15 protein-coding genes and 1 tRNA gene are annotated in these 13,614 nt (G+C 54.2%); 3 read left to right on the top strand and 13 right to left on the bottom strand.

Going from position 1 to position 13,614, the window contains the following annotated elements:
- The 6 genes from WH50_RS18280 to rpsU form a co-directional block, all read right to left on the bottom strand.
- On the bottom strand, positions 1–215 hold a 215-nt coding region (locus tag WH50_RS18280; protein ID WP_243410162.1), incomplete at its 3' end, for an Arm DNA-binding domain-containing protein.
- A 198-nt stretch (positions 216–413) separates the two neighbouring features.
- Positions 414–489: transfer RNA gene (locus tag WH50_RS18275), tRNA-Ile, on the bottom strand.
- A gap of 143 nt (positions 490–632) precedes the next feature.
- Complete coding sequence (gene rpoD / locus WH50_RS18270; protein ID WP_110188753.1) at positions 633–2,489, bottom strand: RNA polymerase sigma factor RpoD; 1,857 nt, start codon at positions 2,487–2,489, stop codon at positions 633–635.
- Positions 2,490–2,687: 198 nt separating this feature from the next.
- Positions 2,688–4,709 (bottom strand): DNA primase, encoded by a 2,022-nt coding sequence (gene dnaG, locus WH50_RS18265; protein WP_110188752.1) that lies wholly within the window; start codon positions 4,707–4,709, stop codon positions 2,688–2,690.
- A gap of 231 nt (positions 4,710–4,940) precedes the next feature.
- The gene (locus WH50_RS18260) at positions 4,941–5,393 is read right to left on the bottom strand and encodes a GatB/YqeY domain-containing protein (RefSeq protein ID WP_104156655.1); all 453 of its coding nucleotides are present in this window, start codon (positions 5,391–5,393) and stop codon (positions 4,941–4,943) included.
- Between the two features lie 175 nt (positions 5,394–5,568).
- Positions 5,569–5,784 carry a 30S ribosomal protein S21 gene (gene rpsU / locus WH50_RS18255; RefSeq protein WP_104156654.1) on the bottom strand — a complete coding sequence of 72 codons (216 nt, stop codon included), beginning with the start codon at positions 5,782–5,784 and terminating at the stop codon, positions 5,569–5,571.
- Positions 5,785–6,115: 331 nt separating this feature from the next.
- Between rpsU and tsaD the strand changes: the two genes are divergently transcribed.
- Positions 6,116–7,150 (top strand): tRNA (adenosine(37)-N6)-threonylcarbamoyltransferase complex transferase subunit TsaD, encoded by a 1,035-nt coding sequence (gene tsaD, locus WH50_RS18250; RefSeq protein ID WP_110188758.1) that lies wholly within the window; start codon positions 6,116–6,118, stop codon positions 7,148–7,150.
- A 4-nt stretch (positions 7,151–7,154) separates the two neighbouring features.
- Here the strand turns inward: tsaD and plsY are convergent, their stop codons facing one another.
- Entirely contained in the window at positions 7,155–7,730 is a 576-nt protein-coding gene (plsY, locus tag WH50_RS18245; protein ID WP_243410161.1) for a glycerol-3-phosphate 1-O-acyltransferase PlsY, read from the bottom strand.
- Between the two features lie 176 nt (positions 7,731–7,906).
- Between plsY and folB the strand changes: the two genes are divergently transcribed.
- Both folB and folK read left to right on the top strand, forming a co-directional pair.
- A complete protein-coding gene (gene folB / locus WH50_RS18240) occupies positions 7,907–8,263 on the top strand; it encodes a dihydroneopterin aldolase (protein WP_104156653.1) in 357 nt (118 codons plus the stop codon).
- Entirely contained in the window at positions 8,254–8,859 is a 606-nt protein-coding gene (gene folK / locus WH50_RS18235; RefSeq protein WP_110188751.1) for a 2-amino-4-hydroxy-6-hydroxymethyldihydropteridine diphosphokinase, read from the top strand. The genes folB and folK overlap by 10 nt, the downstream gene beginning before the upstream one ends.
- Before the next feature lie 13 nt (positions 8,860–8,872).
- On the opposite strand, the gene WH50_RS18230 is transcribed toward folK, so the two are convergent.
- The 6 genes from WH50_RS18230 to pdxA all read right to left on the bottom strand — a co-directional run bounded on the left by WH50_RS18230 (position 8,873) and on the right by pdxA (position 13,614).
- The gene (locus WH50_RS18230) at positions 8,873–9,967 is read right to left on the bottom strand and encodes a tRNA nucleotidyltransferase/poly(A) polymerase-related protein (RefSeq protein WP_110188750.1); all 1,095 of its coding nucleotides are present in this window, start codon (positions 9,965–9,967) and stop codon (positions 8,873–8,875) included.
- Positions 9,967–10,293 (bottom strand): thiosulfate sulfurtransferase GlpE, encoded by a 327-nt coding sequence (glpE, locus tag WH50_RS18225; RefSeq protein WP_110188749.1) that lies wholly within the window; start codon positions 10,291–10,293, stop codon positions 9,967–9,969. The genes WH50_RS18230 and glpE overlap by 1 nt, the downstream gene beginning before the upstream one ends.
- Before the next feature lie 79 nt (positions 10,294–10,372).
- Complete coding sequence (locus tag WH50_RS18220) at positions 10,373–11,194, bottom strand: symmetrical bis(5'-nucleosyl)-tetraphosphatase (RefSeq protein WP_110188748.1); 822 nt, start codon at positions 11,192–11,194, stop codon at positions 10,373–10,375.
- 178 nt (positions 11,195–11,372) lie between these two features.
- Positions 11,373–11,753 carry a Co2+/Mg2+ efflux protein ApaG gene (gene apaG, locus WH50_RS18215; RefSeq protein ID WP_207780380.1) on the bottom strand — a complete coding sequence of 127 codons (381 nt, stop codon included), beginning with the start codon at positions 11,751–11,753 and terminating at the stop codon, positions 11,373–11,375.
- Positions 11,750–12,619, bottom strand: a complete 870-nt coding sequence (gene rsmA, locus WH50_RS18210; protein WP_110188747.1) for a 16S rRNA (adenine(1518)-N(6)/adenine(1519)-N(6))-dimethyltransferase RsmA — start codon at positions 12,617–12,619, stop codon at positions 11,750–11,752. The genes apaG and rsmA overlap by 4 nt, the downstream gene beginning before the upstream one ends.
- On the bottom strand, positions 12,616–13,614 hold the full coding sequence (gene pdxA / locus WH50_RS18205) for a 4-hydroxythreonine-4-phosphate dehydrogenase PdxA (RefSeq protein ID WP_110188746.1): 999 nt from the start codon (positions 13,612–13,614) through the stop codon (positions 12,616–12,618). Before pdxA ends, rsmA begins: the two co-directional genes overlap by 4 nt.

The raw sequence follows: 13,614 nt of genomic DNA, 5'->3' as shown, positions 1-13,614 counted from the left end.
GCCCTCAGCTCAGAGGCTTTCCTTCTCGCAAGGGAGGCACTGACGTTAGGGTATCCACCCAGGCCAACCCATGACCACTTTCCATCGGGCTTCTTGTAACGCAGCTCCCAAGACTTGGCACCCGAAGGCTTCACCTTGATGTACAGGCCGTTGCCGTCCAGCTCTCGATAGACCCCGGTTTCCGGTTCAAGTCCTGACAAAGTTGTGTCAGACATGGGCCGACGCTTGATATCTGAACGCTTCATGAGCTTGTATGCCTCCGGTTCAAATCAGACCTGAGAATACACATAGGCATACAAAAATTTCAATGATAGGGATAGACAGGGAGAGACAGCCAGAGACAACAAAGCCCGCATATGGCGGGCTCTTGAGGGGTGTTCATAGACAGATAGAGACAGCTATAAACAGGTATATGGTGGGCCCAGTAGGATTTGAACCTACGACCAAGGGATTATGAGTCCCCTGCTCTAACCGCTGAGCTATAGGCCCGAAACGGCAGCGATTATACCGATGCAGTGCAGCAGTGCCAACACTCTTTAATACTAAACTGTTGATTTTTTTACGATATAAGCAGGCTAAATGCACAAAAACCCACCAGGGTGGGTTTTTGTTCTGCATTTCGTGCTTAGCGATTACTCGTCGAGGAACGAACGCAGGTGCTCTGAACGAGTAGGATGGCGAAGTTTACGCAGTGCTTTGGCTTCGATCTGACGAATACGCTCACGGGTAACATCGAACTGTTTACCCACTTCTTCAAGGGTGTGGTCAGTGTTCATGTCGATACCGAAGCGCATGCGCAGCACCTTCGCTTCTCTGGCGGTCAAGCTAGCCAGTACCTCACGGGTTGCTTCTCGCAGGCCTTCAGATGTTGCTGAGTCCATGGGGGAAGACAGGTTAGTGTCTTCAATGAAGTCGCCCAGTGACGAGTCTTCATCATCACCGATAGGCGTTTCCATGGAGATCGGCTCTTTGGCGATCTTCAGTACCTTGCGAATCTTGTCTTCCGGCATATCCATACGCTCGCCAAGCTCCTCTGGGGTGGGTTCACGGCCCATTTCCTGAAGCATCTGACGAGAAATACGATTGAGCTTGTTGATGGTCTCAATCATGTGTACGGGAATACGGATTGTGCGTGCCTGGTCGGCAATCGAGCGGGTGATGGCTTGACGTATCCACCAGGTAGCATAAGTAGAAAATTTGTAACCGCGACGATACTCAAACTTGTCTACAGCTTTCATCAAGCCGATGTTGCCTTCCTGAATCAGGTCAAGGAACTGCAGGCCGCGGTTGGTATATTTCTTGGCAATGGAGATAACCAGACGCAGGTTAGCTTCAACCATTTCTTTCTTGGCACGGCGAGCACGAGCTTCACCGATAGAAATGCGACGGTTGACCTCTTTAATCTCAGCCAGCTCCAGGCCGACCTCTTCCTGAATCTGACGCAGCTTACGCTGACACCGTAGCAGGTCTTCTTTATTGAGGGTTATACCTTTGGAGTAAGGCTTTTCTGCCGCAATCAGGCCTTCAATCCACTCAGGATTGATTTCGTTGCCCGGGAACATCTTGATGAAGTCCTTACGGGGCATACGAGCCTTACGGGTACAGATGGTCATGATATTGCGTTCTTGCTCGCGGATTCGATCCACAGCAAGGCGTACGCGATTGACCAGTTTGTCGAAAATGCGTGGGACAAGCTTGATGGGGGCAAACAGCTCGCCAAGACGCTGCAAAGCTGCCTGGCTGTCGGCTGCTCCGCGGCCAAGTTGTACAAGGGTAACAGTGGTCAGTTCAAACTGTTCGATGATTTCACCGAAGCGCAGCTTGGCTTCTTCAGGATCAGGACCTTTCTCGCCCTCATCCTTGGTGTCGTCACCATTTCCCTCTCCTTCTTCTTCCTCTTCATCATCGCTGTCGTCGCCTTCTTCGTCTTCCATTTCCAGGTCAACGTCTTCAACTTCAACCAGAGAGTACTCGCTGTCGTCCGCATCAATGTAGCCGCTGAACAGATCACTGAGGCGACCGCCTTCTTCCTGTGCCTGTTCATAATTGGCCAGCACCTCGGCTACAGAGCCGGGATAGTAGACGAGGGCTGACATTACCTCACGGATACCTTCCTCAATACGCTTGGCGATAACGATCTCGCCTTCACGCGTCAGCAGTTCGACTGTACCCATCTCGCGCATGTACATACGAACCGGGTCAGTGGTGCGTCCCACTTCACCTTCGACGGCTGCGAGCACAGCGACTGCTTCTTCTGCAGCAGCGTCATCAGCTTCGTTGTCGCTCATCATCAATGAATCGGCATCGGGGGCTTCTTCTACCACCGCAATACCCATGTCATTAATCATTCGGATGATATCTTCCACCTGATCCGGATCAGAAATATCCTCCGGTAGGTGGTCATTGACTTCTGCGTATGTGAGGTAGCCCTGCTCCTTGCCTTTGGCAATGAGCTCTTTCAGACGGGACTGTTGTGAACTTCCGGCCATAGATACCCTATAGAACGTGACGCGAGTGAGGAACAAAGCCGCATATTATAACCTATAGACGGTTTTTTGTGCCAGAAGGGTGCGGCTCCCAGTTCCAGCCTGTATCACAAGAGGTGAACTTTATCTGACTCTGGAGGGGGTCAGGCAAGTATTGTAGCTTAATTGTGCCAAGTCGCCGTTTTTTCAAGGGTTATTTGATTATTGACCCTTGAGAAGTTGTTGCAGCTCCAACCGTTTTGGCTGCAAATCCCGGTACTGTTGTTTCTCTTCTTCAGTAAAGCGGATCTGCTTGAGAAGCTTTTCCTGCAATGACTCATATTGCTGCTGAATTGCATCAATCTGTAATCGTATGAGATTGCTGCGCAAGTAGCGTTGTCCGTCATCGGCATCAGCCTGATAGCTGATTTCTGACAGCTGATTGAGGAATCGGCAACTTGGGTTATTGGCAAAGTCAAAATGTGCAGCGAGATCTGCAAATCCTGCTTCTGGTTGATGTCGCAAATAGGTGATCAGTTCCAGCAGGAAATGAATTTCGCTATCGGCAAAGGAGTGCAGATAGTTGAGGTCGATATCAAGATCGGCCAAGGCTTCTGGGCTGCGAATGAGAGTCAGCACCGCTGCTCGGCAAGGGGTCATGCGCACGACCTTGCCTATGGGTTCTTCTTTTTCGTGTTTTGCAGCTGATTTTTTCCATTCCCCTTTTTGCTTTTTACCGCCTTTTTTCTTCCATTCCTTTTTACCAGTTAATGGCATTGGAGAGGAGAAGGCCTCTTCATCTTCGGTGTAATAGGGTGGATAGCCAAACTCATTGTCATCTGCTGCAGGCATGCCTATTGGCGCATAGTCAGCGTATTCTGCTGGATGGGCCTCGTCCCAGGCAGGCTCCTGATAAGCGTTGATGTCTTTGATGGGGGCAGGCTGATCGTGTTCCAGCCATTGCTGCAAGCGTTGGCTGTCCATGCCAGTGAGATGGGCCAGATTATCCATCAGCAGCTGCTTGAGGATGCCTTCTTTAATCTGGGCAATCAGTGGTAGTGCACGCTTGCTCAGCATTGCTTTGGCTTCAGCAGTGTCTGGCACCTCTCCGCCCTGGAGGTGATCAAAAAGGAAATCAGAGAAGCTTTGTGCCCGATTCAGGCGGCGTTGGAATGCCTCAAGGCCTTCCTGTTGGATCAGACTGTCGGGATCTTCACCATCAGGAAGGAAAAGGAAGCGGGCCTGCCGACCATCTTCCATTAGTGGTAGCACGGTCATGAGTGCGCGCTCGGCAGCTTTACGCCCCGCTTCATCGCCATCGAAGCAGAATACAATTTCTTCCACGCGGCGGAAGAGGGTGCGCAGATGAGTATCGCTAGTCGCCGTACCCAGAGTTGCAACGGCCTCGTGCAGGCCATGTTGGCCTAGCATCACTACATCCATGTAGCCTTCGACAATGACGAAGCGTTCCAGTCGTTTACAGTACTTGCGCGCCTCATAGAGGCCATACAGTTCCTGATTCTTATGGAAAACGGGAGTCTCCGGTGAGTTCAGGTACTTAGGTTTTTCATTGGTCAATACCCGACCGCCAAAACCGATGATCTTGCCCTTGCTGTTGCGTATGGGGAACATGATGCGGTCGCGGAAACGGTCATAACACCTGCCTTCTTCAGGCTTGTCGATCAGCAGTCCCGCGTCAATCAGTGCCTGACGTCGGGCTGCCGTGGTGCCAAAACGGGACAGTACGTTATCCCAGCCAGGCGGCGCAAAGCCTATGCCAAATGCTTTGGCTGTTTGCCCGGTGAGGCCGCGCTTACGCAGATAGCTGATCGCTTTATCGCGTTGAAGGTGCTCCTTCAGCTGCAGGCTATACCACTCGGCGACCTCTTCCAGTATGGCCAGAATGGGTGTCTGCTTGTCTTCCTTGCTGTCGTTGTCCTGGGCTTCCGTTGGGATTTCAAGCCCGGCACGCTGTGCCAATGTCTCGACTGCGCCACGAAATTCGACGCGGTCATACTCCATGATAAAGCCAAGCGCGTTGCCAGAAGCGCCACAGCCAAAGCAGTAGTAGAACTGTTTGTCGGGGCTGACAGAGAACGATGGGGACTTTTCCTGATGGAACGGACAGCAGGCTGAGTAGTTTTTACCTGTCTTTTTCAGCGGCACGCGCTCATCAATGACATCGACAATATCGGTGCGCGATAACAAGTCATCGATAAAACGTTGAGGAATTTTTCCTGCCATGATGTTAGGCGGTGCTGCTCGGTAGTGGGCGAGATAACTGAGCCTCAAATCAGCTTTGCAAGTGCACTTGCCAAGCTATATAAGGCTTAATCTCAGATGGCTAAGCATCAAAGAAACTAGCAGCAGCCAGCCTTACGTACAATATTGCTGGCTGCAGATAGCGGTTGATAAGTAAAAAATTATCAACTGATAAGATTCACTGTGGCGCTGTGGTATACGCTCCGGGACATTTTAGCCCAAGCGTGCTTTCACCTTTTTATTGATAGCTGTCATATCGGCACGGCCCTGGGCACGCTGTTTCAGCAGCCCCATCACTTTGCCCATGTCTTTGGCGGATTCAGCGCCGGACTCAGTGATAGCTTGCTCGATAAGTATTTCCAGTTCTTCATCGGTGAAAGGTGCTGGAAGAAAAGTTTGGATCACCTCCATTTCGGCGGTCTCAATGTCGACTAGGTCCTGGCGACCGGCTTGAGCAAACTGCTCAATGGAATCGCGACGCTGCTTCTGCATTTTGTCCAGCACGGCAAGAATGCGGGCGTCATCAAGTTCGATTCGTTCGTCAACTTCAATGCGTTTAATGTCTGCCAGCATCAGACGGATGGTGCCCAGGCGTTTCTGGTCACGTGCACGCATCGCTGCTTTCATTGCTTCAGTGATGCTGTGTTTCAATCCGGTATCTGACATGCCCATATCCACACATTGGGGTGAATTCTGTCATCAGGCCGTTCGGCAGTTGGCCGGAACGACTGAAGTATCTATGTTGCCAACGACATTCAGTCGCTGCGGTATGCTTGGCTTTCGCCTTGCTTCGCTAGGCATCTGTCACCTGCAGCGGGACAGGCTTGCTTGCAGCTGTAACTTAGTACAGGCGCTGCATGCGACGCTGTTCGCGAGACAGCTTTTTCAGGTGACGCTTAACAGCAGCGGCAGCTTCACGCTTACGGATAGTAGTGGGCTTTTCGTAGCATTCGCGGCGACGAACTTCAGCCAGAACACCTGCTTTTTCGCAGGAACGCTTGAAACGACGCAGGGCTACGTCAAACGGCTCGTTATCTTTAACTTTTACGCTAGGCATTTAACTTCCTTCGTATGGTTGGTTTAAAAAAATAACGCCCAGAAACGGGCGCGGTTATTCTAGATGCCTCAGCCCTAACTGTAAACTCTTGGCTGTTGCTCTTGTTGTTAAACTTGTTTTCCCACTACCTCAGTTGCTGTAAGTGCGCGTATTAATCTCGTGACAAGTGCCTTTGGCTCCCCATAGGGTGCTGGTATGATAACGCCCTGCTATTCGGCGTGAACCCCTTCCTGGATTTACTCCGTTGCCATGCGAGGCGCGCTCAGGCCGTCATTGATATGGTTCTGGCGCTTCCTTCTATCTATCTATTTACGGTTTTTTGGGCCAACTCATGCGTGTACTAGGTATCGAAACCTCCTGTGATGAAACAGGGGTGGCGATTTTTGATTCAGAGCATGGCTTGTTGGGCGATGCGTTATTTTCTCAGGTGGAAATGCATGCCGAGTTTGGCGGTGTGGTTCCGGAACTGGCTTCGCGAGATCACGTACGCAAGTTGTTACCGCTGGTCAGTGAAGTATTTGCTCAGGCAGGTTTACCCCGCGGTCAGATAGATGGTGTGGCCTATACCGCCGGCCCGGGCTTAATTGGTGCCCTGCTTGTCGGTGCATCCACCGCCCGCAGTCTGGCAATGGCCTGGGGTGTCCCTGCTATCGGTGTGCATCACATGGAGGGACACCTGCTGGCGCCGATGCTGGAAGATAATCCTCCCACTTTCCCTTTCCTGGCGTTGCTGGTGTCTGGTGGGCATACCCAATTGGTGAGGGTCGATGGTATCGGCCGTTACCGTTTGATGGGCGAGTCTTTGGATGATGCTGCCGGCGAGGCATTCGATAAGACTGCCAAGATGTTGGGGCTGGGCTATCCTGGCGGACCTCGTGTTGCTGCATTGGCAGAGCAGGGCGTTGCTGGTCGCTTCACTTTTCCCCGACCCATGACCAACCGGCCAGGGCTTGATTTCAGCTTCAGCGGACTGAAAACATCGGTGCTAAATACGGTAACTGATCATCAGCAGCAGGGAGTGTTGGAGCCGCAAACCCAGGCCGATATCTGCTGGGCATTTCAGGATGCTGTGGTGGACACACTGGTCATCAAATGTAAGCGCGCTTTACAGGAAGCACGTTTGAAACGTCTGGTCATTGCCGGTGGTGTCAGTGCTAACAAGGCGCTGCGTGAACGACTGGAAGCTGCTTTACGCCCCATGCAGGGCGAAGTGTTTTATGCTCGGCCAAGGTTTTGTACCGATAATGGCGCCATGATCGCCTACGCGGGCTGCCAGCGGCTGCTGGCGGGGGAACGACAGGATTTGCAGGTGCAGGTTCGTCCACGTTGGCCACTGAGTGAGTTGACGCCGCCCTCTGCTGGCTGAGCTGCTATTTGGGTGGCAGATGCCAGCTGCGCCAGTTGTCGCCATGACGGAACATCAAGATAGCGCATAATGCCAGCATCAACGGCAGATAGGCTGGTGCCAGCCAGTAGCTTAGAACCGGTGCTGCTAAGGCCGCACAAAGCGCTCCACCTGAGGAGCGTTGCAGCACTCGGGCCCCTGCCAGCCAGCAAAGTAACAAGCTGACAGCCAGAGGCAGGCTGATTGCTAATATGCTGCCGAAGGCTGTCGCTACGCCTTTCCCACCGGCAAAACCAAAAAACACTGGGAACAGATGACCCATTACGGCAGCCAGGGCCACTAAACTCAGGCCCAATGGTAAAAAATGCAAGTAGTCGGCGGTTATCGTGGGGATGACACCCTTGCTGACATCGCCACAAAGGGTCAGCAGGGCAGGCAGCTTGCCCCCCAGGCGTAAAACATTGGTCGCGCCTGGATTACCGGAGCCATGTTGGCGTGGGTCTGGCAAGTTAAAACAACGACAGATCAAAATGGCTGAGTTCATCGAGCCAAGCAGGTAGGCCAGGATAAGCAAGGCGGCTAAGACCAGGAGTTCGGGCAAGGTGATGTCCTCGGCCAGTTATTGTGGTCAGGGTGCTGTGTCAGTCCCTTGCAGTTGCCACGACTTTAAGCTCGTGGCTGCTGATGGGGGCCTTCTGGCTACAGCAAGGCTCGTGTTGGCGTCAGTTCAGGGCCTAGCATACGTGCCAGTCGCACAAACGTCATCTGAGGATGGGCATGGACAAAGTATTTATTCGTGGTCTGGCGATCGAAACCCTTATCGGTGTGTTCGACTGGGAGCGGGAGATCAGACAGCGTCTGTTACTGGATCTGGATCTGGGGACGGATATTCGCCCTGCAGCCAGTGGTGACGATATCAACTGCACACCAAGCTACAAGGAGGTCGCTGATCGCCTGCACGAGTTTGTCGGCGGCAGTGAGTTTCAGTTAGTGGAAACCCTGGCAGAAGAAGTAGCCCATTTGCTCATGCGTGAGTTTCGCTTGCCGTGGATACGCGTTCGGGTAGCGAAGCCTGGTGCAGTGATCAGCGCCGCTGAAGTGGGAGTGGAAATTGAGCGGGGTGAGTGGCGTTGATCAGCGTATTTGTCAGTCTGGGCTCCAATCAGCAGCGTGAGTTTCACCTTGCTCAAGGTCTGGACGAGTTACAGCAGCATTTTGGTGATTTGCTGTTGTCATCTGTGTATGAAAGCCCGGCTGTGGGCTTTAACGGCCCTGCGTTTTTCAACATGGTGGTTGGCTTCACCACTGAACTACCGCTGGATGCTCTGGCAGCCAGGCTGCGTGAGATTGAGTTGCGTCATGGTCGCCCCAGTGATGCCGTGAAGTTCAGTTCGCGTACCCTGGACATCGATATTCTCACCTATGCTGACTGGCATGGGCGCTTTGCGACGCTCAGCCTGCCGCGCAAGGATTTGTTGAGTTACGCCCACATGCTCCTGCCCATGGCCGAGGTGGCGGGAGCGATGCCCCATCCGGGGAGCGCTGATGACTATCAGACCTGTTGGCGGCAGTTTAGTGATACCGAGCAGCGTATCTGGACCGTAGACTATCAGTGGCAAGGGCGGGTCATTTCCCAGCAAGGCAGCGTTATCTGGCCTGAAACTGCTGCCATGGTTTTGCCTGCTGATATGCCGGGCGAGCTTTGGCAGCCGCTCACAAGTAACGACTGATCAACTCATTTCGCTAGTGGCTTTGTAAGATAGCCAGTCGCTCACTGCGAATGCGCTGAGCCAGATCTTTGCCTTTAAGTCCCAGTGCAAGCAGTGGGGCAACATCTACCGCTTTGATATGCGCCAGGCGCATTTGCCAATTCTGCATAGCGTTAGCCGCGGGTGCCGGCTGCCCGTGGAATACGGCGAGTGTTGGCAGGCATGCCAGAAACTGAGCAAAACGCTCCGGCCGCCGCAGCGCATCACACCCCTCCAGAACCGTCAGCCAGTCTTCTGCATTGTCCGCCTGTAAGCAGGCAGAGCCTTGACGCCGCAGCAACTGTGCCAGCTGTCGCTCCTCATTGGGGACTTTCAGATGTTCAGCCCAGCGTTCAGGCTGTTCGCTCAACAAGCTCAGCAAGGCATAGCGACAAGCCAGCGGCAGTTGCGCAGTAACTGCGTGCTGCAATAGATCATCGCCCGTGTCGGGCCAGTCGCAGAGTCCCGGCAGAATACCGCTGAGAGCATTGGCCGTTGCCAGAACCTGGAAAAAGCATTGCGGTTTCGGCTCCATCAAGGCTCGGCTCATTTCTTTCCAGATGCGCTCTGGCACTAAGCTTTCCAGCTCGCCGGAGGCACTGATACTGCGCATCAACTCATTGGTTGCAGGCGCTACCTGAAAGCCCAGTTCGGCATAGCGGGCAGCAAAGCGGGCAACGCGTAAGATACGCAGCGGATCTTCGCTGAACGCAGGGGAGACATGACGGAGCTGACGAAGCTGCAGATCGGACTGACCACCATAAGGATCGACAATATGACCCTGGTCATCCATGGCCATGGCATTGATGGTCAGGTCTCGACGGGCGAGATCTTCTTCCAGACTGACATCAGGGCTGGCGTGGCAGACAAAGCCGGTATAGCCACGCCCTGACTTGCGCTCGGTGCGAGCAAGGGCGTACTCCTCATGGCTGTGAGGGTGCAGAAATACGGGGAAATCCTTGCCTACCTGGGTATAACCCAATGACAGCATCTGTTCCGCTGTTGCACCGACCACGACCCAGTCCCGCTCCAGTACGGGGCGACCAAGCAATGTGTCCCGTACGGCTCCGCCGACCAGATAGATCTGCATCAGCTGTTACCTGTGGCAATGTCGGCAGGAAACAGTGTGCGCCACTCTTCAAAGCCGCCATCCATGCTGTAAACCTGTTCAAAACCGTGATTGGCAAGAAAGCTGGCGGCGCTCTGGCTGCTGTGTCCGTGATAGCACACGACGATCAGGGGATGATCCGGGTCAGCGCTTTCCAGAAAGTGTTGCAGGTTTTCATTACTCAGTGCCGAAGCACCGGGAATATGGCCATTGCTGTAGGATACCGGGTCACGAATATCCGCGACCTGTGCTCCGTTGCCAATCATGTCCTTGGCCTGGCTGGGGGAAATACGAGTGAAGTTGTTCATGCGGGTGGCTCCTGCAAAGTCTGGCTACGACCTTTGTGCCACTGACGGTGACACGGAATGCGGATGAAGCTGAGGTCGGTTAGTTTTCGATAGTTCGGGGTTGGCGACTCGGTACACTGAACAAGCGTTGGTCTTCGAGGCGCAGAGCGGTAAGGGAATTGCCCCAGACGCATCCCGTGTCGAGGGCGAATACGTCATGCATGCCGGTATGGCCTACCAGTGCAGCCCAGTGGCCAAAGTATATGCGGTATCCTGCCCATTCCGGATTGGGGTAGTAGAACCAGGCACGATAGCCTGCTGGCGCTGCATTCAGCTCGCTTTTGCTCTTGAGTTCCAGCTCGCCTCGCGGGCCGACAAAGCGCATACGGGTCAGATAGTTGGTAATGATGCGCCAGCGGGCGGGGCCACTCAGATGCTCGCGCCAGCAATCGGGCTGATTGCCGTACATGTTGGCGAAGTAGCGCAGGTAGTCGTCGCTGCGCAGTACGGCTTCGACTTCGTGAGCGAAGCTCTGGGCATCATCTGCGGACCAGATTGGTGGCAGGCCTGCATGAACCAGTACCTTGCGCTCTTCCAGATGCAGCAGTGGACGATAACGCAGCCAGTCCAGGAGTTCATCGCAGTCCGGCGCAGCAAGAATGTCATCAATAGTATCACCGCGCTTGCAGGTGCCATGGCCATAGGCGACCGCCAGCAGATGCAGGTCATGGTTACCAAGTACCGTAATCACCTGGCTGTCGAGTTGCTTGATCGCCCTCAATGTTGCCAGAGAACCTGGACCGCGATTGACCAGATCCCCGGTCAGCCACAGCCGGTCTGAGGCGGAAAACTGAATAAGGTCAAGCAGCGCCATCAGTTCCTGATAGCAGCCCTGAATGTCACCAATAACGTAGGTGGCCATGCAACTCCTGCAGAGATAAAGAGTTAATCAATCACCAGTGAGGTTGTCTGAGCATCATGTGAAGTCGCAGCCATTTTGCTTGCGAGCTTACCGTGGCAGGTTAATGCAAGGCTACGCTCTGCTCAATGCAAGAATGTTGCCTTGCCAAAGGTGCTGTGGGTTTAAAGTTGCTGTGGGTTTAATGCAATGCCATGGGTTTGGCCAGAGTAAAGGCTGGGATGGGGGCCTGGAACAGCTGTCCATTTTCGCCTTTCATTTCGTAATAACCACGCATGCTGCCAACAGCTGTCGCCAGCACGCAGCCACTGCTGTACTGATAGCTGCTGCCGGGGGCTATCAGTGGTTGTTCACCGACCACACCCTTGCCTTTGACTTCCTGAATCTGCTGGTTGCCATCCGTGATAATCCAGTGGCGGTTCAGCAGTTGCGCAGCTTGCAGACCCGTATTGTGGATGGTGATGGTATAGCTGAAGACGAAACGGTTTTCTTCGGGCACCGATTGGTCGCTCAGGTACTGCGTTTCCACATCTACCGTGATGGGGGGCATCTCTGTACTCATTCTGCTGCTCCTGATCCGTCAGTGGTATCAGTGACTGGCGTGGGGTGGAGCTGAAAGTACAGGTCACTGAGGCGAACGTAATCCTGCAGGCTCAGATGCTCGGGGCGATCTCCCGGGTTAATTCCCAGAGATTCAATATGTGACGCCTCCAGCAGAGGTTTGAGCGTGTTGCGCAGGGTTTTGCGTCGCTGGCTGAAGGCCGTGCGCACCACCAAATCCAGAGCTGGCAGAGATTGTGCCGGGTGTGGCAGCTCTGTGTAAGGCGCCAGACGCACAATAGCTGAGTCGACCTTGGGGGGCGGGTTAAAAGCACCGGGCCCGACCAGGAACAAGGGCACAACCTGGCAGTAATACTGGGTCATGATACTCAGGCGACCGTAATTGTTGTCACCTGGCCCTGCTGCCATCCGCTCCACCACTTCCTTTTGCAGCATGAAGTGCATGTCCTTGATGCGGCTCTGATAGGACAGCAGATGGAAAATCAGCGGAGTCGATATGTTGTAGGGAAGGTTACCAACAACCCGCAGCTGTTCAGCGGGCTCATGAAGCAGACTGGAAAAATCGAATTTCAGCGCATCGGCCTCGTGTACTCTCAGCGTGTCCAGATGGCGAAACAGGTTGGTTCGCAGAATCGGGATCAGATCGCGGTCAAGCTCGACCACATCCAGCTGTCCGGCAGCCGCAATCAGGTCCTGAGTCAGTGCTCCCATGCCCGGGCCGATTTCGACAATACGCTGGCCGGGCTGAGGATTGATAGCACGAATGATGCGGCCGATGATACCGGCGTCATGCAGAAAGTTTTGGCCGAAGCGCTTGCGGGCCTGAAAGCCGGGGTTCTTGTGCGTCCCAGAGTGTTTCGATGTCATAAATGCTCTTTGATAGCTGCCATGTGGGCAGCGTATTGCAGTGCCGTCGCCAGACTACCGGCATCGGCGCGTCCTGTTCCTGCCAGATCCAGCGCCGTGCCGTGATCTACGGAGGTTCGAATAATGGGCAGGCCCAGCGTTATGTTAACGGCCTGGCCAAAGCCTTTGTATTTAAGCACGGGTAAGCCCTGATCGTGATACATCGCCAGCACAGCGTCAGCCTGTTGCAGGTGTTTGTCTGTGAACAACGTGTCCGCAGGCAGCGGCCCGATCAGTTGTAGACCCTGCTGGCGCAGTCGCTCGAGGCATGGTTCGATCACGTCGATCTCTTCTCGCCCCAGGTGTCCGCCCTCTCCTGCATGAGGGTTGAGCCCGCACACCAGAATACGTGGCGATGCCAGCCCAAACCAGATACGCAGGTCCTGATCCAGAATGCCGATCACTTCCTCCAGCAATGGTGCCGTAATGGCGTCGGCCACCGCACGTAACGGTAAATGTGTCGTCGCCAGCGCTACTTTCAAGCCCTGTGTAGCCAGCATCATCACCACTTTGGGGACCTTGCACAGCTCCTGCAGGAATTCGGTGTGTCCACTGAAAGCAATGCCCGCATCATTGATCACCCCCTTGTGAACAGGGGCCGTGATCATGGCGCTGTAACAGCCCTGCAGGCAACCCTGAGTGGCGCGCTCAAGTGTGCGCAGCACATAGGAGGCATTGGTCGTGCTTAACTCACCGGTGCGGCATGGTGAAGTGAGATGTTCAGCTATGACCCCAAGTACCCCCGCAGCCTGTGGCACGGTATCGCCGGCCTGCCACTGTACTATTTCAATAGGCAGATGCAGTTGAATCGCTCGTTGCCGCAATAACTCGGGGTCGACAATCACCAGCCAGGGATGCTGGCGTGGCTGCTGTGCCAGCATCAGGACCAGATCAGGACCAATGCCAGCAGGTTCGCCGGCAGTGATCACCATAGGGGCCTTCAGCGGGGCTGTCAT

The sequence above is a fragment of the Pokkaliibacter plantistimulans genome, assembly GCF_003194385.1.
Lineage (GTDB): Bacteria > Pseudomonadota > Gammaproteobacteria > Pseudomonadales > Balneatricaceae > Pokkaliibacter > Pokkaliibacter plantistimulans.
This window is presented reverse-complemented; position numbering and strand designations above follow the sequence as displayed.

Excerpts from the sequence above, each read along its gene's own strand:
- rpoD (WP_110188753.1), bottom strand. The coding sequence starts at position 2,489 with ATGGCCGGAAGTTCACAACAGTCCCGTCTGAAAGAGCTCATTGCCAAA.
- dnaG (WP_110188752.1), bottom strand. The coding sequence starts at position 4,709 with ATGGCAGGAAAAATTCCTCAACGTTTTATCGATGACTTGTTATCGCGC.
- WH50_RS18260 (WP_104156655.1), bottom strand. The coding sequence starts at position 5,393 with ATGTCAGATACCGGATTGAAACACAGCATCACTGAAGCAATGAAAGCA.
- rpsU (WP_104156654.1), bottom strand. The coding sequence starts at position 5,784 with ATGCCTAGCGTAAAAGTTAAAGATAACGAGCCGTTTGACGTAGCCCTG.
- tsaD (WP_110188758.1), top strand. The coding sequence starts at position 6,116 with ATGCGTGTACTAGGTATCGAAACCTCCTGTGATGAAACAGGGGTGGCG.
- folB (WP_104156653.1), top strand. The coding sequence starts at position 7,907 with ATGGACAAAGTATTTATTCGTGGTCTGGCGATCGAAACCCTTATCGGT.
- WH50_RS18230 (WP_110188750.1), bottom strand. The coding sequence starts at position 9,967 with ATGCAGATCTATCTGGTCGGCGGAGCCGTACGGGACACATTGCTTGGT.
- glpE (WP_110188749.1), bottom strand. The coding sequence starts at position 10,293 with ATGAACAACTTCACTCGTATTTCCCCCAGCCAGGCCAAGGACATGATT.
- WH50_RS18220 (WP_110188748.1), bottom strand. The coding sequence starts at position 11,194 with ATGGCCACCTACGTTATTGGTGACATTCAGGGCTGCTATCAGGAACTG.
- apaG (WP_207780380.1), bottom strand. The coding sequence starts at position 11,753 with ATGAGTACAGAGATGCCCCCCATCACGGTAGATGTGGAAACGCAGTAC.
- rsmA (WP_110188747.1), bottom strand. The coding sequence starts at position 12,619 with ATGACATCGAAACACTCTGGGACGCACAAGAACCCCGGCTTTCAGGCC.
- pdxA (WP_110188746.1), bottom strand. The coding sequence starts at position 13,614 with ATGACAGCCCCGCTGAAGGCCCCTATGGTGATCACTGCCGGCGAACCT.